Annotated in this window: 17 protein-coding genes; 5 read left to right on the top strand and 12 right to left on the bottom strand. The window is 67.7% G+C overall.

The window, feature by feature from the left end; all coding sequences use genetic code 11:
• Window positions 1–32 precede the first annotated feature (32 nt).
• Window positions 33–488, bottom strand: coding sequence for a GatB/YqeY domain-containing protein (locus PIJ50_RS14415; RefSeq protein WP_271976176.1), 456 nt, complete (start codon window positions 486–488; stop codon window positions 33–35).
• Window positions 489–620: 132 nt separating this feature from the next.
• On the opposite strand from PIJ50_RS14415, the gene carA reads away from it, so the two are divergent.
• Together carA and PIJ50_RS14405 are read left to right on the top strand one after the other, a co-directional pair.
• On the top strand, window positions 621–1,772 hold the full coding sequence (carA, locus tag PIJ50_RS14410; protein ID WP_271976174.1) for a glutamine-hydrolyzing carbamoyl-phosphate synthase small subunit: 1,152 nt from the start codon (window positions 621–623) through the stop codon (window positions 1,770–1,772).
• Window positions 1,773–1,823: 51 nt separating this feature from the next.
• Window positions 1,824–3,665 carry a glycosyltransferase gene (locus PIJ50_RS14405; RefSeq protein ID WP_271976173.1) on the top strand — a complete coding sequence of 614 codons (1,842 nt, stop codon included), beginning with the start codon at window positions 1,824–1,826 and terminating at the stop codon, window positions 3,663–3,665.
• A 12-nt stretch (window positions 3,666–3,677) separates the two neighbouring features.
• Here PIJ50_RS14405 and PIJ50_RS14400 read toward each other — a convergent pair whose 3' ends face one another.
• Entirely contained in the window at window positions 3,678–4,313 is a 636-nt protein-coding gene (locus PIJ50_RS14400) for a GntR family transcriptional regulator (RefSeq protein WP_271976172.1), read from the bottom strand.
• A gap of 109 nt (window positions 4,314–4,422) precedes the next feature.
• Between PIJ50_RS14400 and PIJ50_RS14395 the strand changes: the two genes are divergently transcribed.
• Window positions 4,423–5,085 carry a pyrimidine 5'-nucleotidase gene (locus PIJ50_RS14395; RefSeq protein WP_271976171.1) on the top strand — a complete coding sequence of 221 codons (663 nt, stop codon included), beginning with the start codon at window positions 4,423–4,425 and terminating at the stop codon, window positions 5,083–5,085.
• Window positions 5,075–6,241: a UbiH/UbiF family hydroxylase gene (locus PIJ50_RS14390; protein WP_271976169.1), complete on the top strand. Its 1,167-nt coding sequence runs from the start codon at window positions 5,075–5,077 to the stop codon at window positions 6,239–6,241. The genes PIJ50_RS14395 and PIJ50_RS14390 overlap by 11 nt, the downstream gene beginning before the upstream one ends.
• Here the strand turns inward: PIJ50_RS14390 and PIJ50_RS14385 are convergent.
• Window positions 6,238–6,693 (bottom strand): Lrp/AsnC family transcriptional regulator, encoded by a 456-nt coding sequence (locus PIJ50_RS14385; protein WP_271976168.1) that lies wholly within the window; start codon window positions 6,691–6,693, stop codon window positions 6,238–6,240. The genes PIJ50_RS14390 and PIJ50_RS14385 overlap by 4 nt on opposite strands.
• A complete protein-coding gene (locus tag PIJ50_RS14380) occupies window positions 6,690–7,145 on the bottom strand; it encodes an Lrp/AsnC family transcriptional regulator (RefSeq protein WP_271976167.1) in 456 nt (151 codons plus the stop codon). The genes PIJ50_RS14385 and PIJ50_RS14380 overlap by 4 nt, the downstream gene beginning before the upstream one ends.
• Window positions 7,146–7,273: 128 nt before the next feature.
• Between PIJ50_RS14380 and ilvC the strand changes: the two genes are divergently transcribed.
• Complete coding sequence (gene ilvC, locus PIJ50_RS14375) at window positions 7,274–8,296, top strand: ketol-acid reductoisomerase (protein WP_271976166.1); 1,023 nt, start codon at window positions 7,274–7,276, stop codon at window positions 8,294–8,296.
• Between the two features lie 204 nt (window positions 8,297–8,500).
• On the opposite strand, the gene glmM is transcribed toward ilvC, so the two are convergent.
• From glmM to PIJ50_RS14335, 8 genes are all read right to left on the bottom strand, one after another.
• Window positions 8,501–9,841 carry a phosphoglucosamine mutase gene (glmM, locus tag PIJ50_RS14370; protein ID WP_271976165.1) on the bottom strand — a complete coding sequence of 447 codons (1,341 nt, stop codon included), beginning with the start codon at window positions 9,839–9,841 and terminating at the stop codon, window positions 8,501–8,503.
• Window positions 9,838–10,812 (bottom strand): dihydropteroate synthase, encoded by a 975-nt coding sequence (gene folP / locus PIJ50_RS14365; protein ID WP_271976164.1) that lies wholly within the window; start codon window positions 10,810–10,812, stop codon window positions 9,838–9,840. The genes glmM and folP overlap by 4 nt, the downstream gene beginning before the upstream one ends.
• 35 nt (window positions 10,813–10,847) lie before the next feature.
• Entirely contained in the window at window positions 10,848–11,597 is a 750-nt protein-coding gene (locus tag PIJ50_RS14360; protein ID WP_271976163.1) for a dihydroneopterin aldolase, read from the bottom strand.
• 19 nt (window positions 11,598–11,616) lie between these two features.
• Window positions 11,617–12,231: a cell wall hydrolase gene (locus tag PIJ50_RS14355; protein ID WP_271976161.1), complete on the bottom strand. Its 615-nt coding sequence runs from the start codon at window positions 12,229–12,231 to the stop codon at window positions 11,617–11,619.
• A gap of 121 nt (window positions 12,232–12,352) precedes the next feature.
• On the bottom strand, window positions 12,353–14,932 hold the full coding sequence (locus tag PIJ50_RS14350; protein ID WP_271976159.1) for a putative PEP-binding protein: 2,580 nt from the start codon (window positions 14,930–14,932) through the stop codon (window positions 12,353–12,355).
• 43 nt (window positions 14,933–14,975) lie between these two features.
• Entirely contained in the window at window positions 14,976–17,069 is a 2,094-nt protein-coding gene (gene glyS / locus PIJ50_RS14345) for a glycine--tRNA ligase subunit beta (protein WP_271976158.1), read from the bottom strand.
• Between the two features lie 14 nt (window positions 17,070–17,083).
• A complete protein-coding gene (locus PIJ50_RS14340) occupies window positions 17,084–18,004 on the bottom strand; it encodes a glycine--tRNA ligase subunit alpha (protein WP_271976157.1) in 921 nt (306 codons plus the stop codon).
• Window positions 18,005–18,057: 53 nt separating this feature from the next.
• Window positions 18,058–19,506, bottom strand: coding sequence for a TrkH family potassium uptake protein (locus PIJ50_RS14335; protein ID WP_271976155.1), 1,449 nt, complete (start codon window positions 19,504–19,506; stop codon window positions 18,058–18,060).
• Window positions 19,507–19,597: the final 91 nt, after the last annotated feature.

The raw sequence follows: 19,597 nt of genomic DNA, 5'->3' as shown, positions 1-19,597 counted from the left end.
CCGGGCCCGGTTGGTTCCGAACCTTCGGGATTTCAGCCCAGACGCGCCTTCAGCAGGGCGCCCACCGCGCCGAAATCCATCTGGCCCGTGTATTTCGCCTTCAACTCCGCCATCACGCGGCCCATGTCGCGCAGGCTGCTGGCGCCGGTCGCGGCAATGGCCTCGTCCACCGCCGTGGCCACCTCGGTGTCCGACAGGCGGCGGGGCAGGAACTCCTCCACCACGCGGATCTCGGCCCGCTCCTTGGCGGCGAGTTCGGGGCGGTCGCCCTCGTCATAGACGCGGGCGCTTTCCTGGCGCTGCTTCACCATGCGCCCCAGCACGGCCAGAATCTCGGCGTCCGGCACGGCGTCCGTTCCTTCGGCGCGGGCGGCGATGTCGCGGTCCTTTATGGCGGCGTTGATCAGACGCAGCGTGGACAGCCGGTCGGCCTCCTTGGCGCGCATGGCGTCCTTCAGGGCGGCTTGCAGCTTTTCGCGGATGGTCATGACGATACCTCTGGTGTTCAGGGGCACAGGTTACCGCGCGCCAACGCGGGTGGAAACCCGCATGTTCCGCTTGACCCCGCTCCGCGCCCGCCATACGTAACGACCGTTTATCCAGAAATGAGGAGTCGCGCGATGGAGACGCAATCCAAACCCACGGCCTGCCTGGCGCTGGCGGACGGGACGGTCTTCTACGGTCGCGGCTTCGGCGCTGTGGGCGAGACGGTGGCCGAACTCGTCTTCAACACCGCCATGACCGGGTATCAGGAGATCATGACCGATCCGTCCTATGCCGGGCAGATCGTGACCTTCACCTTCCCCCATATCGGCAATGTCGGCACCACGGCCGAGGATGACGAGACGGCCGATCCCGTCGCCGCCGGCATGGTGGTGAAATGGGATCCCACGGACGCCTCCAACTGGCGCGCGACGCAGGAGCTGAAGGCTTGGCTGACCTCCAAGGGCCGCATCGGCATCGGCGGTCTGGACACGCGGCGCCTGACCCGGGCGATCCGGCAGCAGGGCGCGCCGCATGTGGCGCTGGCCCATGATCCCGACGGAAACTTCGACGTGGCGGGCCTTGTCGCGAAGGCGCGCGCCTGGCGCGGTCTGGTCGGCCTCGATCTGGCCAAGGACGTGACCTGCGCCCAGTCCTACCGCTGGGACGAGATGCGCTGGGCTTGGCCCGAAGGCTTCAAGGCGCGCGAAGGCGCGGGCCTGAAGGTGGTGGCCATCGACTACGGTGCAAAGCGCAACATCCTGCGCTGCCTCGCCTCGGCCGGTTGCGACGTCACCGTCCTGCCCGCCACGGCCACGGCCGAGGATGTGCTGGCGCTGAACCCCGAAGGCGTGTTCCTGTCGAACGGCCCGGGCGATCCGGCCGCCACCGGTGAATATGCCGTGCCGATGATCCAGGGCGTGCTGGAAAAGGACGTCCCCGTTTTTGGCATCTGCCTTGGCCACCAGATGCTGGCGCTGGCGCTGGGCGCCAAGACCGTGAAGATGAACCACGGCCATCATGGCGCGAACCACCCCGTGAAGGACGTCGGCACCGGCAAGGTGGAGATCACGTCCATGAACCACGGCTTCACCGTGGACAGCCAGACCCTGCCCGCGGGCGTGGTGGAAACGCATGTCAGCCTGTTCGACGGATCGAACTGCGGGATCTCGATGGAAGGCAAGCCTGTCTTCTCCGTACAGTATCACCCGGAGGCGAGCCCCGGCCCGCAGGACAGCTATCACCTGTTCGAACGGTTCGCCGAAGCGATGAAGGCGCGTCGCGCTTAACGACCGGTTAACCTTCCTGGACGATGCTTCCCCCGAAGGGAAAGCATCGCCATGAGTGTCAGCCCGCTACTTCACGCCCGCCCGACGGAGCGGCCACGTTCCGGCGGTCAGCCGTCCTTCACCGCGCTCTTGCGCGCGGCGGAGGGCGTGTCGAAGGCTGACGTGGAACGGGCCGTCGCCTTTTCGGTGGAACGGGGGTGCAGCCTGCCGCTGGCCACGCTGAGCCTGCGCATCGTTCCGGCGGAAGGTCTGCCCCCTCTCCTGGTCCGCCACTACGGGATGCGGTGGATCGACCCGCGATCGCATGCGCCCGACCCCCGCCTGATCGATCAGGCGGGGCTGGACCTGTGCCTGCGTCACGGACTGCTGCCCTGGCGGCAAAGCGGCAACGTGACCGTCATCCTCGCCCCCCTCCCCGAGATCTATGAGGCGCATCGCGAACATCTGGCGGAGTGCTTCGGCCCGGTCGTCTGCGCGCTGGCCGATCAGGATGCGATCCAGACGGCGCTTCTGGAGGTGCGCGGCCCCACGTTGGCCGCCCAGGCGCAGTCCGCGCTGACCGACACCTACAGCTGCCGCACCTGGAACACCGCAGCCGTCCGCCAACCGGTGATTCTGGGCCTGCTGGCGCTTCTGGGCGCGACGATCCTGTGGCCGGCGACCGTTCTGGCCGTCGCGTCCATCTGGGGCATCCTGTCGCTTCTGGCCTGCGTCGGGCTGAAGCTGGCCGCGGCCATCGCCGCCTTCCGCGACGTGCCGCGGCCGCCCGTCGCCACCGTCGCCCACTGGCCCACCGTGTCCGTCATCGTGGCCCTCTACCGCGAGGCGGACATCGCCGAACGCCTGATCCTGCGCCTGTCCCGCCTCGATTATCCCCGCGACAAGCTGGAGATCCTGCTGGCGGTGGAGGAGCGGGACCACCTGACGCGCGAGGCGCTGGCCCGCGCCGCCCTGCCTGACTGGATGCGCGTGATCGTCACCCCGCATGGCAAGCTGAAGACGAAGCCGCGCGCCCTCAATCACGCGCTGCGGTTCTGCCGGGGCAGCATCGTCGGCATCTTCGACGCCGAGGACGCCCCCGCCCCCGACCAGATCCGCCGGATCGCCGAACGCTTTCACAGCGCGGGGCCCGATCTGGCCTGCCTTCAGGGCATCCTCGACTATTACAACCCGCGCACGAACTGGATCGCGCGCTGCTTCACGGTGGAATACGCCACGCTGTTCCGCGTGATCCTGCCCGGCCTGCAGCGGATGGGCATGGCGATCCCGCTGGGCGGCACCACGCTGTATGTCCAGCGCGACGTTCTGGCGAAGATCGGCGCATGGGACGCCCACAACGTAACGGAGGACGCCGATCTGGGCATCCGCATCGCCCGCCACGGCTACCGGACCGAGGTGATCCCCACCGTCACGCAGGAGGAGGCGAACTGCCTGCCCCTCGCCTGGGTCAAGCAGCGGTCGCGCTGGCAGAAGGGCTACATGATGACGTGGATCGTGCACATGCGCGACCCCCGCCGTCTTTGGGCCGAAATCGGCCCCCGGGGCTTCGCGGGCTTCCAGATCATGTTCTTCGGCGCCCTGTCGCAGGCGATCCTCGCGCCGGTCCTGTGGTCTTACTGGCTGCTGGCGCTGGGCCTGCCCCATCCCGTGACCGACAGCCTGCCGGGGTGGAGCGTGATCGCCCTCGTGGCCCTGTTCCTGCTGACCGAGGCCGTGAACATCACCATCGGCATCCTCGCCCTGCGCCGGACGGATCACCGGATGAACCCCCTGTGGGTGCCGACGCTGATCTTCTATTTCCCGATGCTGACCTTCTCGGTCTATAAGGCGTTGTGGGAAATGGTGCGGCGGCCCTTCTACTGGGACAAGACCACCCACGGGCATTTCGGCTGAGGATCGGGCCGGCTAGCGCAGCTTCAGCTCGCCCGCGTCCACCAGAAGCCGCGTCTCGAACGCGCGGGAGATGTGCTTGCGCAGCGCCTCGTCCGCCGCTTCCCCGTCACGGGCGGCGATGGCGGCCACGATCGCCTCATGCTCGGCCATGGCCGATCCATCGCGCCCCTCGGCCGCAAGCGAGGTTCCGGCCATCAGCGCCATCGACCGCGACAGAAGCCCCAGCTGCTGCACCAGGAACCGGTTGTGCGACGCAAGGTGGATCTGCTTGTGGAACCGCCGGTTCGCGCGGCTGAGCAGTTGCGGATCCCCGCCGATCAGCGCCTTGTCCTCCTCGGCCATGCGGCGCAGGACGACGATCTCCTCGTCCCGGGCGTGGCGGGCGGCCAGACGCGCGGCCAGCCCTTCCAGTTCGGACCGCACGGCGTAGAATTCCGCCAGCTGGTTATGGTCCAGCGCGGCGACGATGAGGCTGCGCCCGTCGCGCACCAGCATGGACTGGGTTTCCAACCGCTGCAGCGCTTCGCGCACGGGGGTGCGGGACACGCCCAGCCGTTCGGCCAGTTCCGATTCCACCAGACGGTCGCCGGGCTTGTAGGTCCCGGTTTCGATCGCGTCGATGATCAGCGAATATGCGTCCTTCTGCACCACGGTCCCTTTCTGTGATCGCGGCATCTATGCCCCTGCGGCAAAGTGATGCAACCGGCCATCGGGTGACAGATTGCCGCGCCCTTGTCCGAAAGCTATCATCCCTTCCATGATTTCCAAGGACTTCCAGCACGTGCGCGTCTGGGTCTTCGACCTCGACAACACGCTTTATCACCCCTCCGCCCGCCTGTTCGACCAGATCGAGGTGAAGATGACCGACTGGCTGATGCGCAACCTCGCCCTTGGCCGGGAGGAGGCGGACCTGCTGCGCTCCAGCTACTGGCAGCTGCATGGCACCACGCTGGCGGGTCTCATGCACGAACACGAGGTCGATCCCGTGGCTTGGCTGGAACACGTGCACGACATCTCGCTATCGCACCTGACGCCGGACGCGCTGTTGGCCCGGCAGATCGGCGCGCTTCCGGGGCGGCGCATCATCTTCACCAACGGCACCGCCCCTTATGCCGAACGGGTGCTGGAGGCGCGGGGCCTGTCGGGCCTCTTCGACGCCGTCTATGGCGTGGAGCACGCGAGCTACCGCCCCAAACCCCGCCGGGACGCGTTCGAGGCGATCTTCGCGCTCGACAACCTCGACCCTGCCGAGGGTGCGATGTTCGAGGACGATCCGCGGAACCTTGCGGTGCCCCATGCCTTGGGCATGCGCACCGTGCACGTGGCTGAGATGGCGGCCCCGGCGCCCCACATCCACCATCACACCGACGACCTGGCGGCATTCCTCGGGCGTCTGCAGGAGCGCGTCGATGGACACTGACATCCTCATCTCGGGCGGCGGCATCGCCGGGCTGACGGCGGCGGCGGCCTTCGGCAGCGCCGGCTATCGCGTGATCTGCGTCGATCCCATGGCGGGGGCGGCGGGCGACCAGCGATCCACGGCGTTTCTGCAGCCCGCCATCCCCGTGCTGAAGGCGGCGGGCCTCTGGGACCGGCTGTTCCCCTCGGCCGCGCCCTTGCAGGTCATGCGGATCGTGGACGCGGGCGGGCCCCTGAACGAACCGCGTCTGGCGAAGGCCTTCGACGCCTCCGAGATCTCGGACCAGCCCTTCGGGTGGAACCTGCCCAACGCCCTTTTGCGGACGGTGATGGCCGAACGGCTGACGGAACTGCCCGACGTCACGCATCTGCCGGGGGTCGGCACGCGGACGCTGGCCACCCGCACCTCTCAGGCCCGGGTGGGGCTGACGGACGGGCGGACGGTGACGGCGCGGCTCGTGATCGCGGCCGACGGGCGCGACAGCCCAATGCGGCAGGCGGCGGGCATCCCGGTCCGCACCACCCGCTTCGGCCAGAAGGCGCTGGCCTTCGCCGTGCGGCACGACATCCCCCACAACAACGTCTCGACCGAGGTGCACCGGTCGGGCGGGCCGTTTACGCTGGTGCCGCTGCCCGATCGCGACGGGCGTCCCGCCTCGGCCGTGGTGTGGATGGAAACGGGGGCGGAGGCGGAGCGTCTGCGCGCCCTCCCCGCCGAGGAGTTCTCCCTGGCCGCCAGCGCGCGGTCGGCGGGGGTTCTGGGGCCGCTGACCCTCGCCTCCCCCGTAGGGATCTTCCCGATCATCGGCCAGATCGCGGCGCGGATGTCGGGCGAACGGCTGGCCCTGATGGCCGAGGCGGCGCATGTGCTGCCGCCCATCGGCGCGCAGGGGTTGAACACCTCGCTGGCCGATCTGGCGGCGCTTCTGGATCTGGCCACGCCCGACACTCTGGGCGATGCGGCGATGCTCGACGCCTATCACCGCCGCCGCCACGGTGACATCCGCACCCGCGCCCTGGGAATCGAGGCGTTGAACCGCGCCTCCATGCTCTCCTGGCCCGTGATGCGCGATCTGCGGGCGACGATGCTGGACACGCTGTATTCGGTGCAACCGGTGCGGCGGGCGCTGATGCGCGCGGGTCTGGGCGGGCGCTAGATCGGGCCCGGGCGGCGTTCCTCGGTCAGAAGGACGTTCGCCTCCACCTGCCCCACGCCCGGCAGGGTCATGATGCGGCGGCGCAGGATGCGTTCGAAATCCCCGATGTCGCGCGCTACGACGCGCAGGCGGTAATCGAACAGGCCCAGCACGTGCTGCACGATCTGCACCTCGGGGATCGCCATCACCGCACGCTCGAAATCCTCAAGGCTCACGCGGCCCTTGGTGGCCAGCTTGATGCCCAGAAACACCGTCACGCCGAAGCCCAGCGCCTGACGGTCCACCACCACGCGGCACCCCGCCAATATACCCGCCTCCTCCAGCCGCCGGATGCGGCGCCAAGCGGCGGGCTGGGACAGACCCAGCTTGCGCCCCAGCCCGCCCGCCGATTGCGTCGCGTCCGCCGCCAGTGCCCGCAGCAGGGCGCGGTCGGTGTCGTCCAGATCGATCATACGGGCAGCGCCTCCGCGTCTTTGAGGGTGGAGATCAGCATCAACGCCTCAATGTCGGCGATGTGCGGCAAGGTCAGGATGCGGGTGCGGTAGATCTCCTGCCAGTGGGTCATGTCGCGGGCGATGACGTTCAGGCGCAGGTCCACCCGGCCCAGAAACGTCTCGATCGCCAGCACCTCGGGCACGCGGCGCGCGGCCTCGATGAAATCCTCGAACGCGCGCGGCACCGTCTTGTCGAGGGTGAAGCGCAGCGACACCTCCACGCCATAGCCCAGCGCCCGCCAGTCGATCACCGCCTCCTGCGCGCGGATGATGCCCTGTTCTGTCAACCGCTCCACCCGTCGCCAGGCGGTGGCGGGGGCCACGCCCACGCGTTCGGCCAGAACGGCGTTGGGCTGGGCCGGATCGGCCAGAAGGTGGCGCAGAAGCCGTCGATCCGTATCGTCCAGCATGATTGTTCCGTGATAATGCCGTTACAGGAATGACAGTATCTCGATTAGCCGCAAATCAAAGATATTCGCAACCGGATACCGGTCCATTGTTGTATTCTGCCTGTGAAACGATCATCACGGAGACGATCATGCGCGTTTATTACGATCGCGATTGCGACATCAACCTGATCAAGGACAAGAAGGTCGCGATCCTCGGCTATGGCAGCCAGGGCCACGCCCATGCGCTGAACCTGCGCGATTCGGGCGCGAAGAACCTCGTCGTGGCGCTGCGCGAAGGCTCGCCCTCGGCCAAGAAGGCCGAAGCCGAAGGCCTGAAGGTCATGGGCATCGCCGAAGCCGCCGCCTGGTGCGACCTGATCATGTTCACCATGCCCGACGAACTGCAGGCCGAAACCTACAAGAAATACGTCCACGACAACCTGAAGGAAGGCGCCGCCATCGCCTTCGCTCACGGCCTGAACGTGCACTTCGGCCTGATCGAGCCGAAAAAGGGCGTCGACGTTATCATGATGGCCCCCAAGGGCCCCGGCCACACCGTGCGCGGCGAATACACCAAGGGCGGCGGCGTGCCCTGCCTCGTGGCCGTGCATCAGGACGCGACGGGTCGCGCGATGGAACTGGCGCTCTCCTACTGCTCCGGCATCGGCGGTGGCCGTTCGGGCATCATCGAGACGAACTTCCGTCAGGAATGCGAAACCGATCTTTTCGGTGAGCAGGCCGTTCTGTGCGGTGGCCTTGTCGAACTGATCCGGATGGGCTTCGAGACGCTGGTCGAGGCCGGCTACGAGCCCGAGATGGCCTATTTCGAGTGCCTGCACGAAGTGAAGCTGATCGTGGACCTGATCTACGAAGGCGGCATCGCGAACATGAACTACTCCATCTCCAACACGGCGGAATATGGCGAGTATGTGTCCGGCCCGCGCATCCTGCCCTATGACGAGACGAAGAAGCGCATGAAGGAAGTCCTGACGGACATCCAGACCGGCAAGTTCGTACGTGATTTCATGCAGGAAAACGCCGTTGGCCAGCCGTCCTTCAAGGCCACGCGCCGCATCAACGACGAACACCAGATCGAGAAGGTGGGCGAGAAGCTGCGCGCGATGATGCCTTGGATCTCCAAGGGCAAGATGGTCGACCGCGAGCGGAACTGATGCGGAAAGGGCGCCCCCACGGGCGCCCTTTTCATTTACGTCCCGCCGCGACCTTCGCCTTTGCGGGCGTGGCGGCCAAGGTAGCCACGACCATCGCCAGAAGGCTCAGACCCGCACCAAGGACGACAAGTGCTTCAAGCTGCATCCGTTCGGTTCCTTTTCGCGTTTCCGAAAAGGAAACCCGCAATGGGTGCAAAAGGTTCCTCAAGCCGCGTTCTCCACCGCTTGGACGATGCTGTCCACCACGTCCGACAGCAGGGCGGGATCTTCCGCCTCGGCCATCACGCGGATCAGGGGCTCGGTCCCCGACTTGCGGATCAGCAGCCGTCCATGCCCTTGCAGCCGCGCTTCGGCCCGCGCGATGACGGACTGGACCGCCTCTGCCTTTAGCGGTTCGCGACCGGCCGTGTAGCGGACGTTCTTCAGCATCTGCGGCACCGTCTCGAAGCTGTGGGTCAGGTCGGACGCGGGCTTGCCGGAACGGGCCATTTCGGCCAGGAACTGCAGGCCGGCCACCAGCCCGTCGCCGGTGGTGGTGTGGTCCGTCATCACGATGTGGCCGGATTGTTCGCCGCCAAGGTTGAACCCGCCTTCCCGCATCCGTTCGACCACATAACGGTCGCCCACCGGCGTCCGCTCCAGCCGCAGGCCGCGGCTCTGCAGGAATCGCTCCAGCCCCAGGTTCGACATCACGGTGGCCACCAGTGCTCCGCCTTTCAGGCGACCATCCTCGGCCCAGCGCGCGGCCAACAGCGCCATGATCTGGTCGCCATCCGCCACGCGGCCGTGCTGGTCCAGGATCATCACGCGGTCGGCGTCCCCGTCCAGCGTGATGCCCACATCGGCGCCATGGGCCACAACGGCCTCTGCCGCAGCCTCGGGATGCGTCGACCCGCAACGCAGGTTGATGTTCTTGCCGTTGGGCGAGGTTCCAACCGGGATCACGTCGGCGCCCAGCTCCCACAGTACCTCGGGTGCTGCGCGATAGGCGGCCCCGTTGGCGCAGTCGATCACGACCTTCAGCCCGTCCAGCCGCAGGCCTTGTGGGAACGTCGTCTTAGCGTATTCCTGATACCGCCCCCGCCCATCCTCGATCCGTTTCGCACGGCCGATCTCGGCCGGATCGGCCAAGGGGATATCGGTGTCCAGCAGCGCCTCGATTTCCGCCTCGGCCGCGTCGGACAGCTTGAAGCCGTCGGGGCCGAAGAACTTGATCCCGTTATCCTGATGCGGGTTGTGACTGGCCGAAATCATGACTCCCAGATCAGCCCGCATCGACCGCGTCAGAAAGCCCACCGCCGGCGTGGGCACGGGGCCCAGCAGCAGCACGTTCATTCCCATCGAGGTCAGCCCCGCCGTCAGCGCGTTTTCCAGCATGTAGCCCGACAGGCGCGTGTCCTTGCCGATCACCACGCGCGGCAGGGCCGACTTGCGCTGGAAATACTTGCCGGCGGCCAGTCCCAGCCGCAGCGCGATCTCAGCCGTCATGGGCGCCGTGTTGGCGGTTCCGCGCACCCCGTCGGTGCCGAAAAGCTTGCGAGTCATCTCATCTCTCCTGTCGAGGCTATCCAGAGCGCCAGCGCCTGCCGCGTCGCCCCCACATCATGCACGCGCAAGATCTGCGCGCCCTGCGCCACGCCCGCCAGCGCCACCGCCACCGACCCTGGCATCCGGTCGGCCGGGGTGGCGGCCTGCCCGATCCGGCCGATGAAGCCCTTGCGCGACACGCCCAGAAGGATGGGACAGCCCAGCCCGTGAAAGGCCGACAGCCCGCGGATCAGGGTCAGGTTGTGCGTCATCGTCTTGCCAAAGCCGATCCCCGGATCGACCACGATGCGGCTTCGGGGGATGCCCGCCGCCTCGGCCATCGCGATCCGTTCGGCCAGATGGTCGTACACGTCCAGCAGCACGTCGGAATAGCGGGGATCGTCCTGCATCGTTTCCGGCACACCCTGCGCGTGCATCAGGCAGACCGACGCGCCCATGCGCGCCACGGTGCCCGCCATGGCCGAATCATAGAGCATCGCCGACACGTCATTCACCATGTCCGCGTCCGACGCCTTGGCCACCGCCGCCTTGCGTGTGTCGATGGACAGGGGGCGCAGCCCGCGCAGCGCGTCCATCACCGGGCGGATGCGGCGGATCTCCTCCTCCTCGGCCACCGTCTGCGCGCCGGGGCGGGTGCTTTCGCCGCCGATGTCCAGAAGATCGGCGTCGGCCGCGAGGGCGCGCCCTTGCGCCACGGGGTCATAGGTGCCGCCGTCGGAAAAGCTGTCGGGTGTCGCGTTCACGATCCCCATGACGCGCGGCGCGTCCCAGGTCAGCCCGTGCAAGGGCGGCCGGGGATCGGTCAGACGCTGGCGTGCGACCTCGGGCAACTCATGGGCGGCGATGATCTCGCGACGGCCCCGCTCCATCACCTCCACCCGGTCGAACCAGCACCAGCCGCCCGCAAGGGTCAGCGCGCCGGGGGAACGGGCGGGATCGGTCTGGGCGATGGGACGGTAACAGGTCATCCGGCACTTCTACCGATGCGGGGCCGCATGGCAAGTCAGCCCGGGATCACCGCGACGCGGCTTTCCGCCGAAATGGTTTCAAGGGCCGTGATCGTCCGGCAGCCCAACTGCTCGGCCAGCCAGACCGCCAGCGCGTCCGGCGCGGTGGAGGATGGGGGATCGGCCGCCTCCAGCACCATCTTCGAGGGTGCCCAGATCACGGCCAGGCCCTGGCGCAGGGCCCAGTCCATCTCGGTCCATGTTCCGGCGACGGTGGTGCCGGGGCCGCTCCGCAGCCAGGCCGCCTGCTCCACCGCCAGAAGATTCAGCCGGCGCTGGGCCGGCGCGTCGGGGCCGGTCGCGGGCGTTCCGGCCACGCAGTTCACCGCGCCCGCCACGGGTTGCCCGCCCTGCCCCAGATAGACGACGGTCGGCGCCTCGGCGTCCCGGGTCGCGAGTTCCACCTCTCCGCGGCGGCGGGTGGCGCGGATGCCCAGGCGGAAGGGACCGCGGTCCATCTTCTCGATCTCCAGATGCACCACGCGGGCCTGGGGATGCGCCAGAAGCCGGGCAGCGATGCCGTCGGCCAGCGTTTCCAGAAGCGCCACGCGGCCTCGGGCCAGTTCGTCGGTGATGGCTTCGCGGATGCGGTCGTAGGACAGGATCAGGTCCACGTTGTCATGGGCCTGCACATGCGCGACCTCGACCTCCACGGCAAAGCGCAGGCGCTGGGGCCGGCCGCGTTCCACCTCGAAGGCGCCGATGTCGGTTTCGACCACGTGGTCGCGCAGAAAGATCCGGTCCATGGCCCCGCCTATCCGCAAATCATTCGCGATAGAAGAGATGATCGCCGATCTGCACCGTTTTCGGAAGATGGGCCGCCCAGGATGGACGCACGGCCGACGTGTGGAAATGCGTGGCCCCCCGTGTCAGCGCCCGGGGCGCGCCGGCCAGCATCACGGCCGCGATCTTTCCCGCCTGATCATAGGCGGCCTGTTCAGTCACCGTTTCGGGCAGGCCGTCGCAGATGAAGCTGAACTGGCAGGCCTTGCCGTTCTTTTCCCCCTGCCGGACCACGTCGCACACCGATGAGGGATAGCCCCGTGCGTCCACCCGGTTCAGGATGACCTCGGCCACGGCGAACTGGCCCTTCAGCGGCTCTCCGCGCGCCTCGAAATACAAGGCTTCGGTCAGGCATTCCCAGTCGGCGTCCAGCGCCACGTCTGGCGCCTGTGCGTTCAGCCAGTCCAGGTCGTAGCGGATCATGGGCAAGGCGGTGCGGGGTGACATGGACAGGGACCGGCCAAGGCTTTCGGTGTAGGCCACTTGGTGAACGGTGGCATCCCCGCTGCGCGCCGTCTTCCAAGGGTCCGCATTGGCCCCCATCGTGCCCGCCCACAGGGCCGCCGCAAAGGCCAGGCCCAGTCCCAACAGTCGCATGATGTCCGTCTCGCGTTGTTTCTCGCCGTGCGGCCGGACGCCCCTTCTGCCCATCTACGCACAACAGCAGGCGCAAATAGCGCCTGAACGAACAAAAGTCCACAACGAGAGTTAAGAGAGGTTAACCATCGGCCATCGGGCGCCGCATCTCGCCGGTGATCCAGTCGCGTTCGCCCACCGGCGTGACGCGTTCCGAAAGGGCCAGATGGGCTGCCGCCAGCCGCGCCAGCGGCACCCGGAAAGGTGAGCAGGAGATGTAGTTGAACCCCGCCTTCCGGCAGAACGCGATGGAGTCGGGATCGCCCCCGTGTTCCCCGCACAGCGACACGATCAGGTCGGGCCGGGACCTGCGGCCGCGTTCCGCGCCGATCAGCAAAAGCTCCCCCACGCCTTCGGTGTCCAGCACGTGGAACGGGTCTTCGGGGAACACCCGGCTTTGGATATAGGCGCCCATGAAGCGGCCGGCATCGTCGCGCGACAGGCCATAGGTCATCTGGGTCAAGTCGTTGGTGCCAAAGGACAAGAAGGCCGCGTTCACCGCCAGGTCACCCGCCCGCAAGGCCGCCCGCGGCGTTTCCACCATGGCCCCCAGACGGTAATCGAAATCGGCCCCCGACTGCATCCGCACGGCCGAGGCGATGGCGTCGATGCGGGCGCGGACCAGTTCCACCTCGCGCCGCGCCGAGATGAGGGGGACCATGATCTCGGGCACCACACGGATGCCCCGACGGGCGCAGTCCAGCGTCGCCTCGAAGATGGCGCGGGCCTGCATCTCGTAGATCTCGGGCCAGGCGATGCCAAGGCGGACGCCGCGCATGCCCAGCATCGGGTTGAACTCGGCCAGCGCCTCGGCCCGGCGGGTCACGTCGGACAGGGGACGGTCCAGCGCCTCGGCCAGAGCCCGCAGGCCTTCGCGTGTCTGGGGAAGGAATTCGTGCAGCGGCGGGTCCAGCAGCCGGATGCAGACGGGCTTGCCCGCCATGATCGTGAACAGGCGGATGAAATCCTCGCGCTGCATCGGCAGCAGGCGCGCCAGCACCGCCGCCCGGTCGGTGGAGGTGTCGGCGAAGATCATCTCGCGCATGACCGTCAGCCGGTCCTCTTCGAAGAACATGTGCTCGGTCCGGCACAGGCCGATGCCTTCGGCGTCGAAGCGCCGGGCCAGTTCCGCGTCCGTGGGGGTGTCGGCGTTGGCGCGGATGCCGATGTCGCGGCTCTGATCGGCCCAGTCCAGCAGGGTGCGGAAGTTGTCGTCCAGCGAGGGCGACAGCATCTCCACCGCGCCGGCCAGCGCCTCCCCGGTCGATCCATCCAGCGTGAGGATGTCGCCTTCGTGCAGCACGCGCCCGTCGGGCAGGGTCAGCGCGCGGTCCCGCAGGTCCAGCCGCAGATCGCCGGCCCCCACGACGCAGGGCACGCCAAGGCCCCGGGCAATCACCGCCGCATGGCTGGTGACGCCGCCGCGTTCCGTCAGGACGCCGGCCGCCGAATGCATGCCGCGAATGTCCTCGGGCGTGGTTTCGCGACGGACAAGGATGCACGGCTCCCCCCGCGCGGCAAAGGTCTGGGCCGCGACCGAGGTGAAGGCGATGCGCCCCACCGCAGCGCCAGGGGAGGCCGCGATGCCCTTCACGATCCGGTCGCGGGCGGCCCGCGGATCGACCTGCGGGTGCATCACCTCGGACAGGTCGCGCGGCTTGATGCGCAGGACGGCCTCCTGCCGCGGGATGACCCCATCCTCGGCCAGCGCCACCGCGATGCGGACCCCGGCGCGTGAGGACCGCTGCACCCGGATCGCGTCCAGAACCGAGAGATGCCCGTTCTCGATCGTGAACTCGATCTGCATCTCTTCGCGCAGATGGGTGCGGCAGCGGGCGCCGTGGCGGATCAGGTCGGCGAAGATGTCGGGCGCCAGCTCCTCCAGCGAGGGGCCGCGGGCGTCGCGGGTGATGTACAGCGCCGCATCCTCGGCCAGCGCGATACCGCCTTGGCTTTGGCTGCGGAAACGGCCGGTGATCTGCGGGCGGCCCGTGGCGCCGTCCACGAACTGGATCACGCCCGACCCGGACAGCCCCTGCCCCATGCCCTGCGCCATCTGCTGCACCAGAAGGCCCAGACCCGCATCGTCGGGCGCGCCTTTCGCATGGCGCAAGAGGCGGGCGCTCGTCCCTTCCCACGCGCGGGACATGGAACGGGTGACCTCCGTCAGCTGGCGCGCGGGATCTTCGGGAAAAGGCTCGTCCGTCTGGTCGTGATAGGCGCGCAGCGCCTCGGCCAGATCGGTGCCGTCAAAGGCGTCGGGATCCAGACGCGCGACATGGATCGCGTAGCTTTGCACGAAACGCAGATACAGCCGGTCCGCCGCCTTCTGCCCGTGCGACCGCACCAGCGAGGCGTGACGCGCCGCGTTCATGCCGATGTTCAGCAGCGTCGCCGGACCGCCCCAGTCGGTCCCCTGCGGGCTGGGCCGGACCGACACCAGCGGTTCGGGTCCAAAGCGCGACAGGATGCGGGCGCAGTCGATGGGCTGGCCCTGCGCGATGGCGCGCACCGTGGCGATGGGAAGCGCCACCGTCGGCGGCACCGGAATGTCCAGCCGGATCAGCCGTTGCAGGCATTTCGCCCGCCAGCCGTGCAGCGCCGCCGAGACGTTCTGCGTGGGGGTGATGGGGACATGGTCCTGAAGGGGCGCGTTCATCATCCAAGGATGATAGCCGCACCCCGCCCGTTCGCCAATGGCCCGTTCAGTCGCCGATCTTCGTCAGGTCCGCCACTTGCGCGCAGGCCGAACGGATACGGTGCAGAAGGTTCAGCCGGTTGCGCCGCAGGATCGGGTTTTCGGCGTTCACCTGAACCGCCTCGAAGAAGGCGTCGATCGGGCCGCGCAGACCGGCCAGGGCCGACATGGCGGCCGCGAAATCCTCGGACCCCAGGGCGGGACGGATGCGGGCGTCCGCCGCGTCCAAGGCCGTGAACAGCGCCCGCTCCGTGTCGTCCTCGGCGAATTTCGGATCGGCGCCGAACGAATACTCCACCCCGTCCTTCGCCTCGGCCTGGTTCAGGATGTTGTTGGCGCGACGGAAGCCCTGCAGCAGGTTGGTCCCGTCCTCGGTGTCGAGGAACGCCTGCAGCGCCTCGGCCCGGCGAACCAGCAAGGCCAGATCATCGTTGCCGGGCATGGCGATGGAGGCGTCGATCACGTCGTGCCGCACGCCCTGATCGCGCAGGTAGACCTTCAGCCGGTCGTGGAAGAAGGCCAGCAGATCCTCGCCCACCAGATCCGCCAGCGGCAGGCGAAGGCCGTTGCCCAGCACCAGACGGATCACGCCCAGCGCGGCGCGGCGCAGCGCGAAGGGATCCTTCGAGCCGGTGGGCTTTTCGTCGATGGACCAGAAACCGGTCAGCGTGTCGATCTTGTCGGCCAGCGCCACCGCCACCGTGACGGGGGCGACAGGCACCACGTCCGACGGGCCCAGCGGTGAATAATGCCACTGGCACGCCTCGGCCACTTGCGCATCAAGGCCCGCGGCGGTCGCGTAATAGCGGCCCATCAGGCCCTGAAGCTCGGGGAATTCGCCCACCATGTCCGATTGCAGGTCGGCCTTGGCCACCTGCGCGGCCTGGCGGGCCAGCGCGGCGTCCGCGCCCACCATCGGGGCCAGGCGTTCGGCCAGATCGGCGATCCGCGCGACGCGGTCGGCCTGGCTGCCCAGACGGTTGTGGAAGGTGACGCCGGACAGGCCCGCCCCCATGCCTTCCAGCCCTTCGGCCTTTACCGTCCGCAGGTCATTGTCCCAGAAGAAGCGCGCGTCGGACAGGCGGGCCGACAGCACCTTCTGGTTGCCCTTCAGGATGGTCGCGCCGTCGTCGCGGGTGGTGCGGTTGGCCACGGTCACGAACTTCTCGATCCGGCCCGAGTGGGCCTTCACCGAGAAGAACTTCTGATGCTCCTTCATCGACGTCTGAAGCACCTCGGGCGGCAGGCCGAGGAACTCTTCGCCGATGGTGCCCATCAGGACCACGGGGCATTCGACCAGCCCCGCCACCTCGGCCAGCAGGCCCTTGTCCTCCACGACCTCCAGCCCCTGGGCGAAGGCGGCGGTGGTGGCGTCGTTCCAGATGATCGCCTCACGCTCGTCGCTGTCCAGCACCACATGGGCGGCCGCCAGCTTGGCGCGGTAGTCGTCGAAGGACGACACGGCAAAGCGACCCGGCGCCATGAAACGGTGGCCTTCGGTGGTGTTGCCGGCCGTCAGGTGATCGACGATGACGGGCACCACGTCGCTTCCAGCCTCGGTCGTCAGCAGGCACAGGATGGAATGCAAGGGGCGCACCCAGCGCAGTTGCCCCGAACCCCAACGCATGGATTTGGGCCATGGGAAGGTGCGGATGGTGCGTTCGACCACCTCGGCCACGATCTCGGCCGCCGGACGGCCGGGCTTCGTGACCTTGGCGAAGAGGATCTGGCCCTTCTTGTCGTCGCGCACTTCCACCACGACGCCATTCAGGTGCACATGCGCGCCCGAAGGCTGGCCCGCCAGCGCCATGACGGGCGCCGCATCAGTGATGCCAAGGCCACGCAGGAAACCGGCCAGCGCCTGTTCGGGGGCGTCGGCCTTCGGGCCCTTGCGTTCCTCGCGCACGGTGGGGGACTCAGTCGTCAGCCCTTCCACCGCCAGCACAAGACGGCGAGGGGTGGAGAAGGCACCGGCCGAGGCATAGGTCAGCCCCGCCTCCACCAGACCGTCGGTGACCAGCTTTTGCAGATCGGCGCGCGCGCGGGCCTGCATGCGGGCGGGGATTTCCTCGGAAAAGAGTTCGAGCAGAAGATCGGGCATGATACAGGAATCCGTCAGTGGGACGCGCCGGCGTCGGTCATCACGAAGGCGTCGGCGCAGCGCTTGGCCAGCGCCCGCACCCGCCCGATATAGGCCTGCCGTTCGGTGACGGAGATCACGCCCCGCGCATCCATGAGGTTGAAGAGATGGCTCGCCTTGATGCACTGGTCATAGGCGGGCTGCGACATGATGATCCGGCGCCCCGCCCAGTCCGTTTCGGGCGCGGACAGGATGCGGTCGCATTCGGCCTCGGCATCGACGAAATGCTGCAGCAGCATGTCCGTGTCCGCGATGTCGAAGTTCCAGCGCGAATATTCCTGTTCGGCCTGACGGAACACGTCGCCATAGGTCAGCGGCGTCGGGCTGTCGGGATCGTTGAAGGGCATGTCCATGACGTGATCGACGCCAAGGACATACATCGCCAGACGCTCCAGCCCGTAGGTCAGCTCCCCACTCACCGGCTTGCAGTCGTGGCCGCCGACCTGCTGGAAATAGGTGAACTGCGACACTTCCATGCCGTCGCACCACACTTCCCATCCCAGACCCCATGCGCCCAGCGTCGGGGATTCCCAGTCATCTTCGACAAAGCGGATGTCGTGCAGGTCCATGTCCACGCCGATCGCCTCAAGGCTGCCAAGATACAGGGCCTGAAGGTCCGGCGGCGACGGCTTCAGGATCACCTGATACTGGTAGTAGTGCTGAAGCCGGTTCGGGTTTTCGCCATAGCGCCCGTCCGTCGGGCGGCGGGAGGGCTGGACATAGGCGGCGGCCCAAGGCTTGGAACCGAGCGAGCGCAGCGTGGTGGCCGGGTGGAACGTGCCCGCCCCCACCTCCATGTCGTAGGGCTGAAGGACGGCGCAACCTCGCGATCCCCAATAGGTCATCAGCCGCAGGATGATCTCCTGAAAACTGCGGGGGGGCGTGGTGGCGGTCATGACGGCTCCTTCGTTCGCGGTCCGCCATTGCATAGGCGGCACGGCGGAAGGCGTCAACGCATCCAGAACCGCGGCATCAGCAGGACGTAGACGGTCAGAAGCTCCAGCCGGCCAAGAAGCATGCCGATGATCATGATCCACTTCGCGCTGTCGGGGAAATCGGTCAGCGCCCCGCTGGGCCGCACCCCCGCCCCGAACACCGGCCCCACATTGGCGATGGAGGTCCAGGCCGCCGTGATGGAGGCGCGCACGTCCAGCCCCGTCAGCGACAGAAGGACGACCAGCACGCCAAAGGTCAGAAGGAACATCGTGAAGAACAGGATGACCGAATCCAGCACGTCCTGCCCCACGACCTTGCCTTCGTAGCGGACGGCGATCACCGCGCTGGGGGACCGCAGGCGCTTGATCTGGACCTTGATCGCCTCGAACAGGATCAGGTAGCGGAACACCTTCACCGAACAGCCGGTGGAGGAGGTGCACCCCCCGATCAGCCCCACGATGATGATGACCAGCAGGGGAAACGCGTCCCATTGCGACAGGTCCGTGCTGACAAAGCCCGTGCCGGAGAAGGAGGAGGCGACGTTGAACAGAGCCTCGCGGAAGGCGGTGTGGGTGGGGACGTTGTCGACCCATATGTGATAGGCCGCGATGGCCAGCGCCGCATACAGGTTCCAGCGCAGGTAGGCCCGGACCTGCTGGTCGCGCCACATGGGCGTGTAATAGCCCTGCATCATCTGGACATAGCGGATGAAGGGCAGCGTCGCCGCCAGCATGAAGAACACGCACGCGTATTCCAAGGGCCCCGAGAACACGCCGAAGGACGCGTCGTAGGATGAGAAGCCCCCCGTCGACACCGTGGACAGCGCGTGCATCAGCGCGTCCGTGCCGTTCATCCCCATCGCGTTGTAGGTCAGCACGCAGGCGACTGTCATGCCCACGTAGATCCGGATCAGCGCCGAGGAGATGTCCATCGCCCGCGGCAGGATCTTGCCCAGCGTGTCGAAGCCTTCCGACTTGAAGAACTGCATGCCGCCGACCTTCATCACCGGCAGGAACAGCATGGCCACGATCACGATGCCAAGGCCGCCCAGCCAGTGCAGGATCATCCGCCACATGTTGATGCCGACGGGCAGATCGTCCAGCCCCACAAAGACCGTGGCCCCCGTCGTGGTCATCCCCGACACGGATTCGAACATCGCGTCGGTGAAGCTGGCCTGCGTGGCCCCCGCGATGAACGGCAGCGCGCCGAACAGCGGCAGGGCCACCCAGACCCCCACCGTCAGCAGGAAGATCTGCTGAAGGGTCATGCTGCCGCGCGCGCCGTTGGCGCAGGCCAAGGCCACCAGCCCGCCTGTGACCATAGTCAGCATGGCGATCTGCAGCAGGATCGGGGCCTGCCTGTCCCCCGCGAAGGCGTCGAACACGACGGGCACCAGCATCGCCACGCCCATCGCCACGACCAGCAGGCCGATCACGTGGCCCACGGGCCGCAGGTCGATCACCGCCCGCCGGTTGGCGACCCTTTCATCCAACGTGGAAGAGTGTTGCGAAGAGTTTCGGGTCGAGGCTGTTCTGGGCGAAGGTGGGGCCTTC

This window comes from Falsirhodobacter sp. 20TX0035, assembly GCF_028307215.1.
Taxonomy (GTDB): domain Bacteria; phylum Pseudomonadota; class Alphaproteobacteria; order Rhodobacterales; family Rhodobacteraceae; genus Falsirhodobacter.
This window is presented reverse-complemented; position numbering and strand designations above follow the sequence as displayed.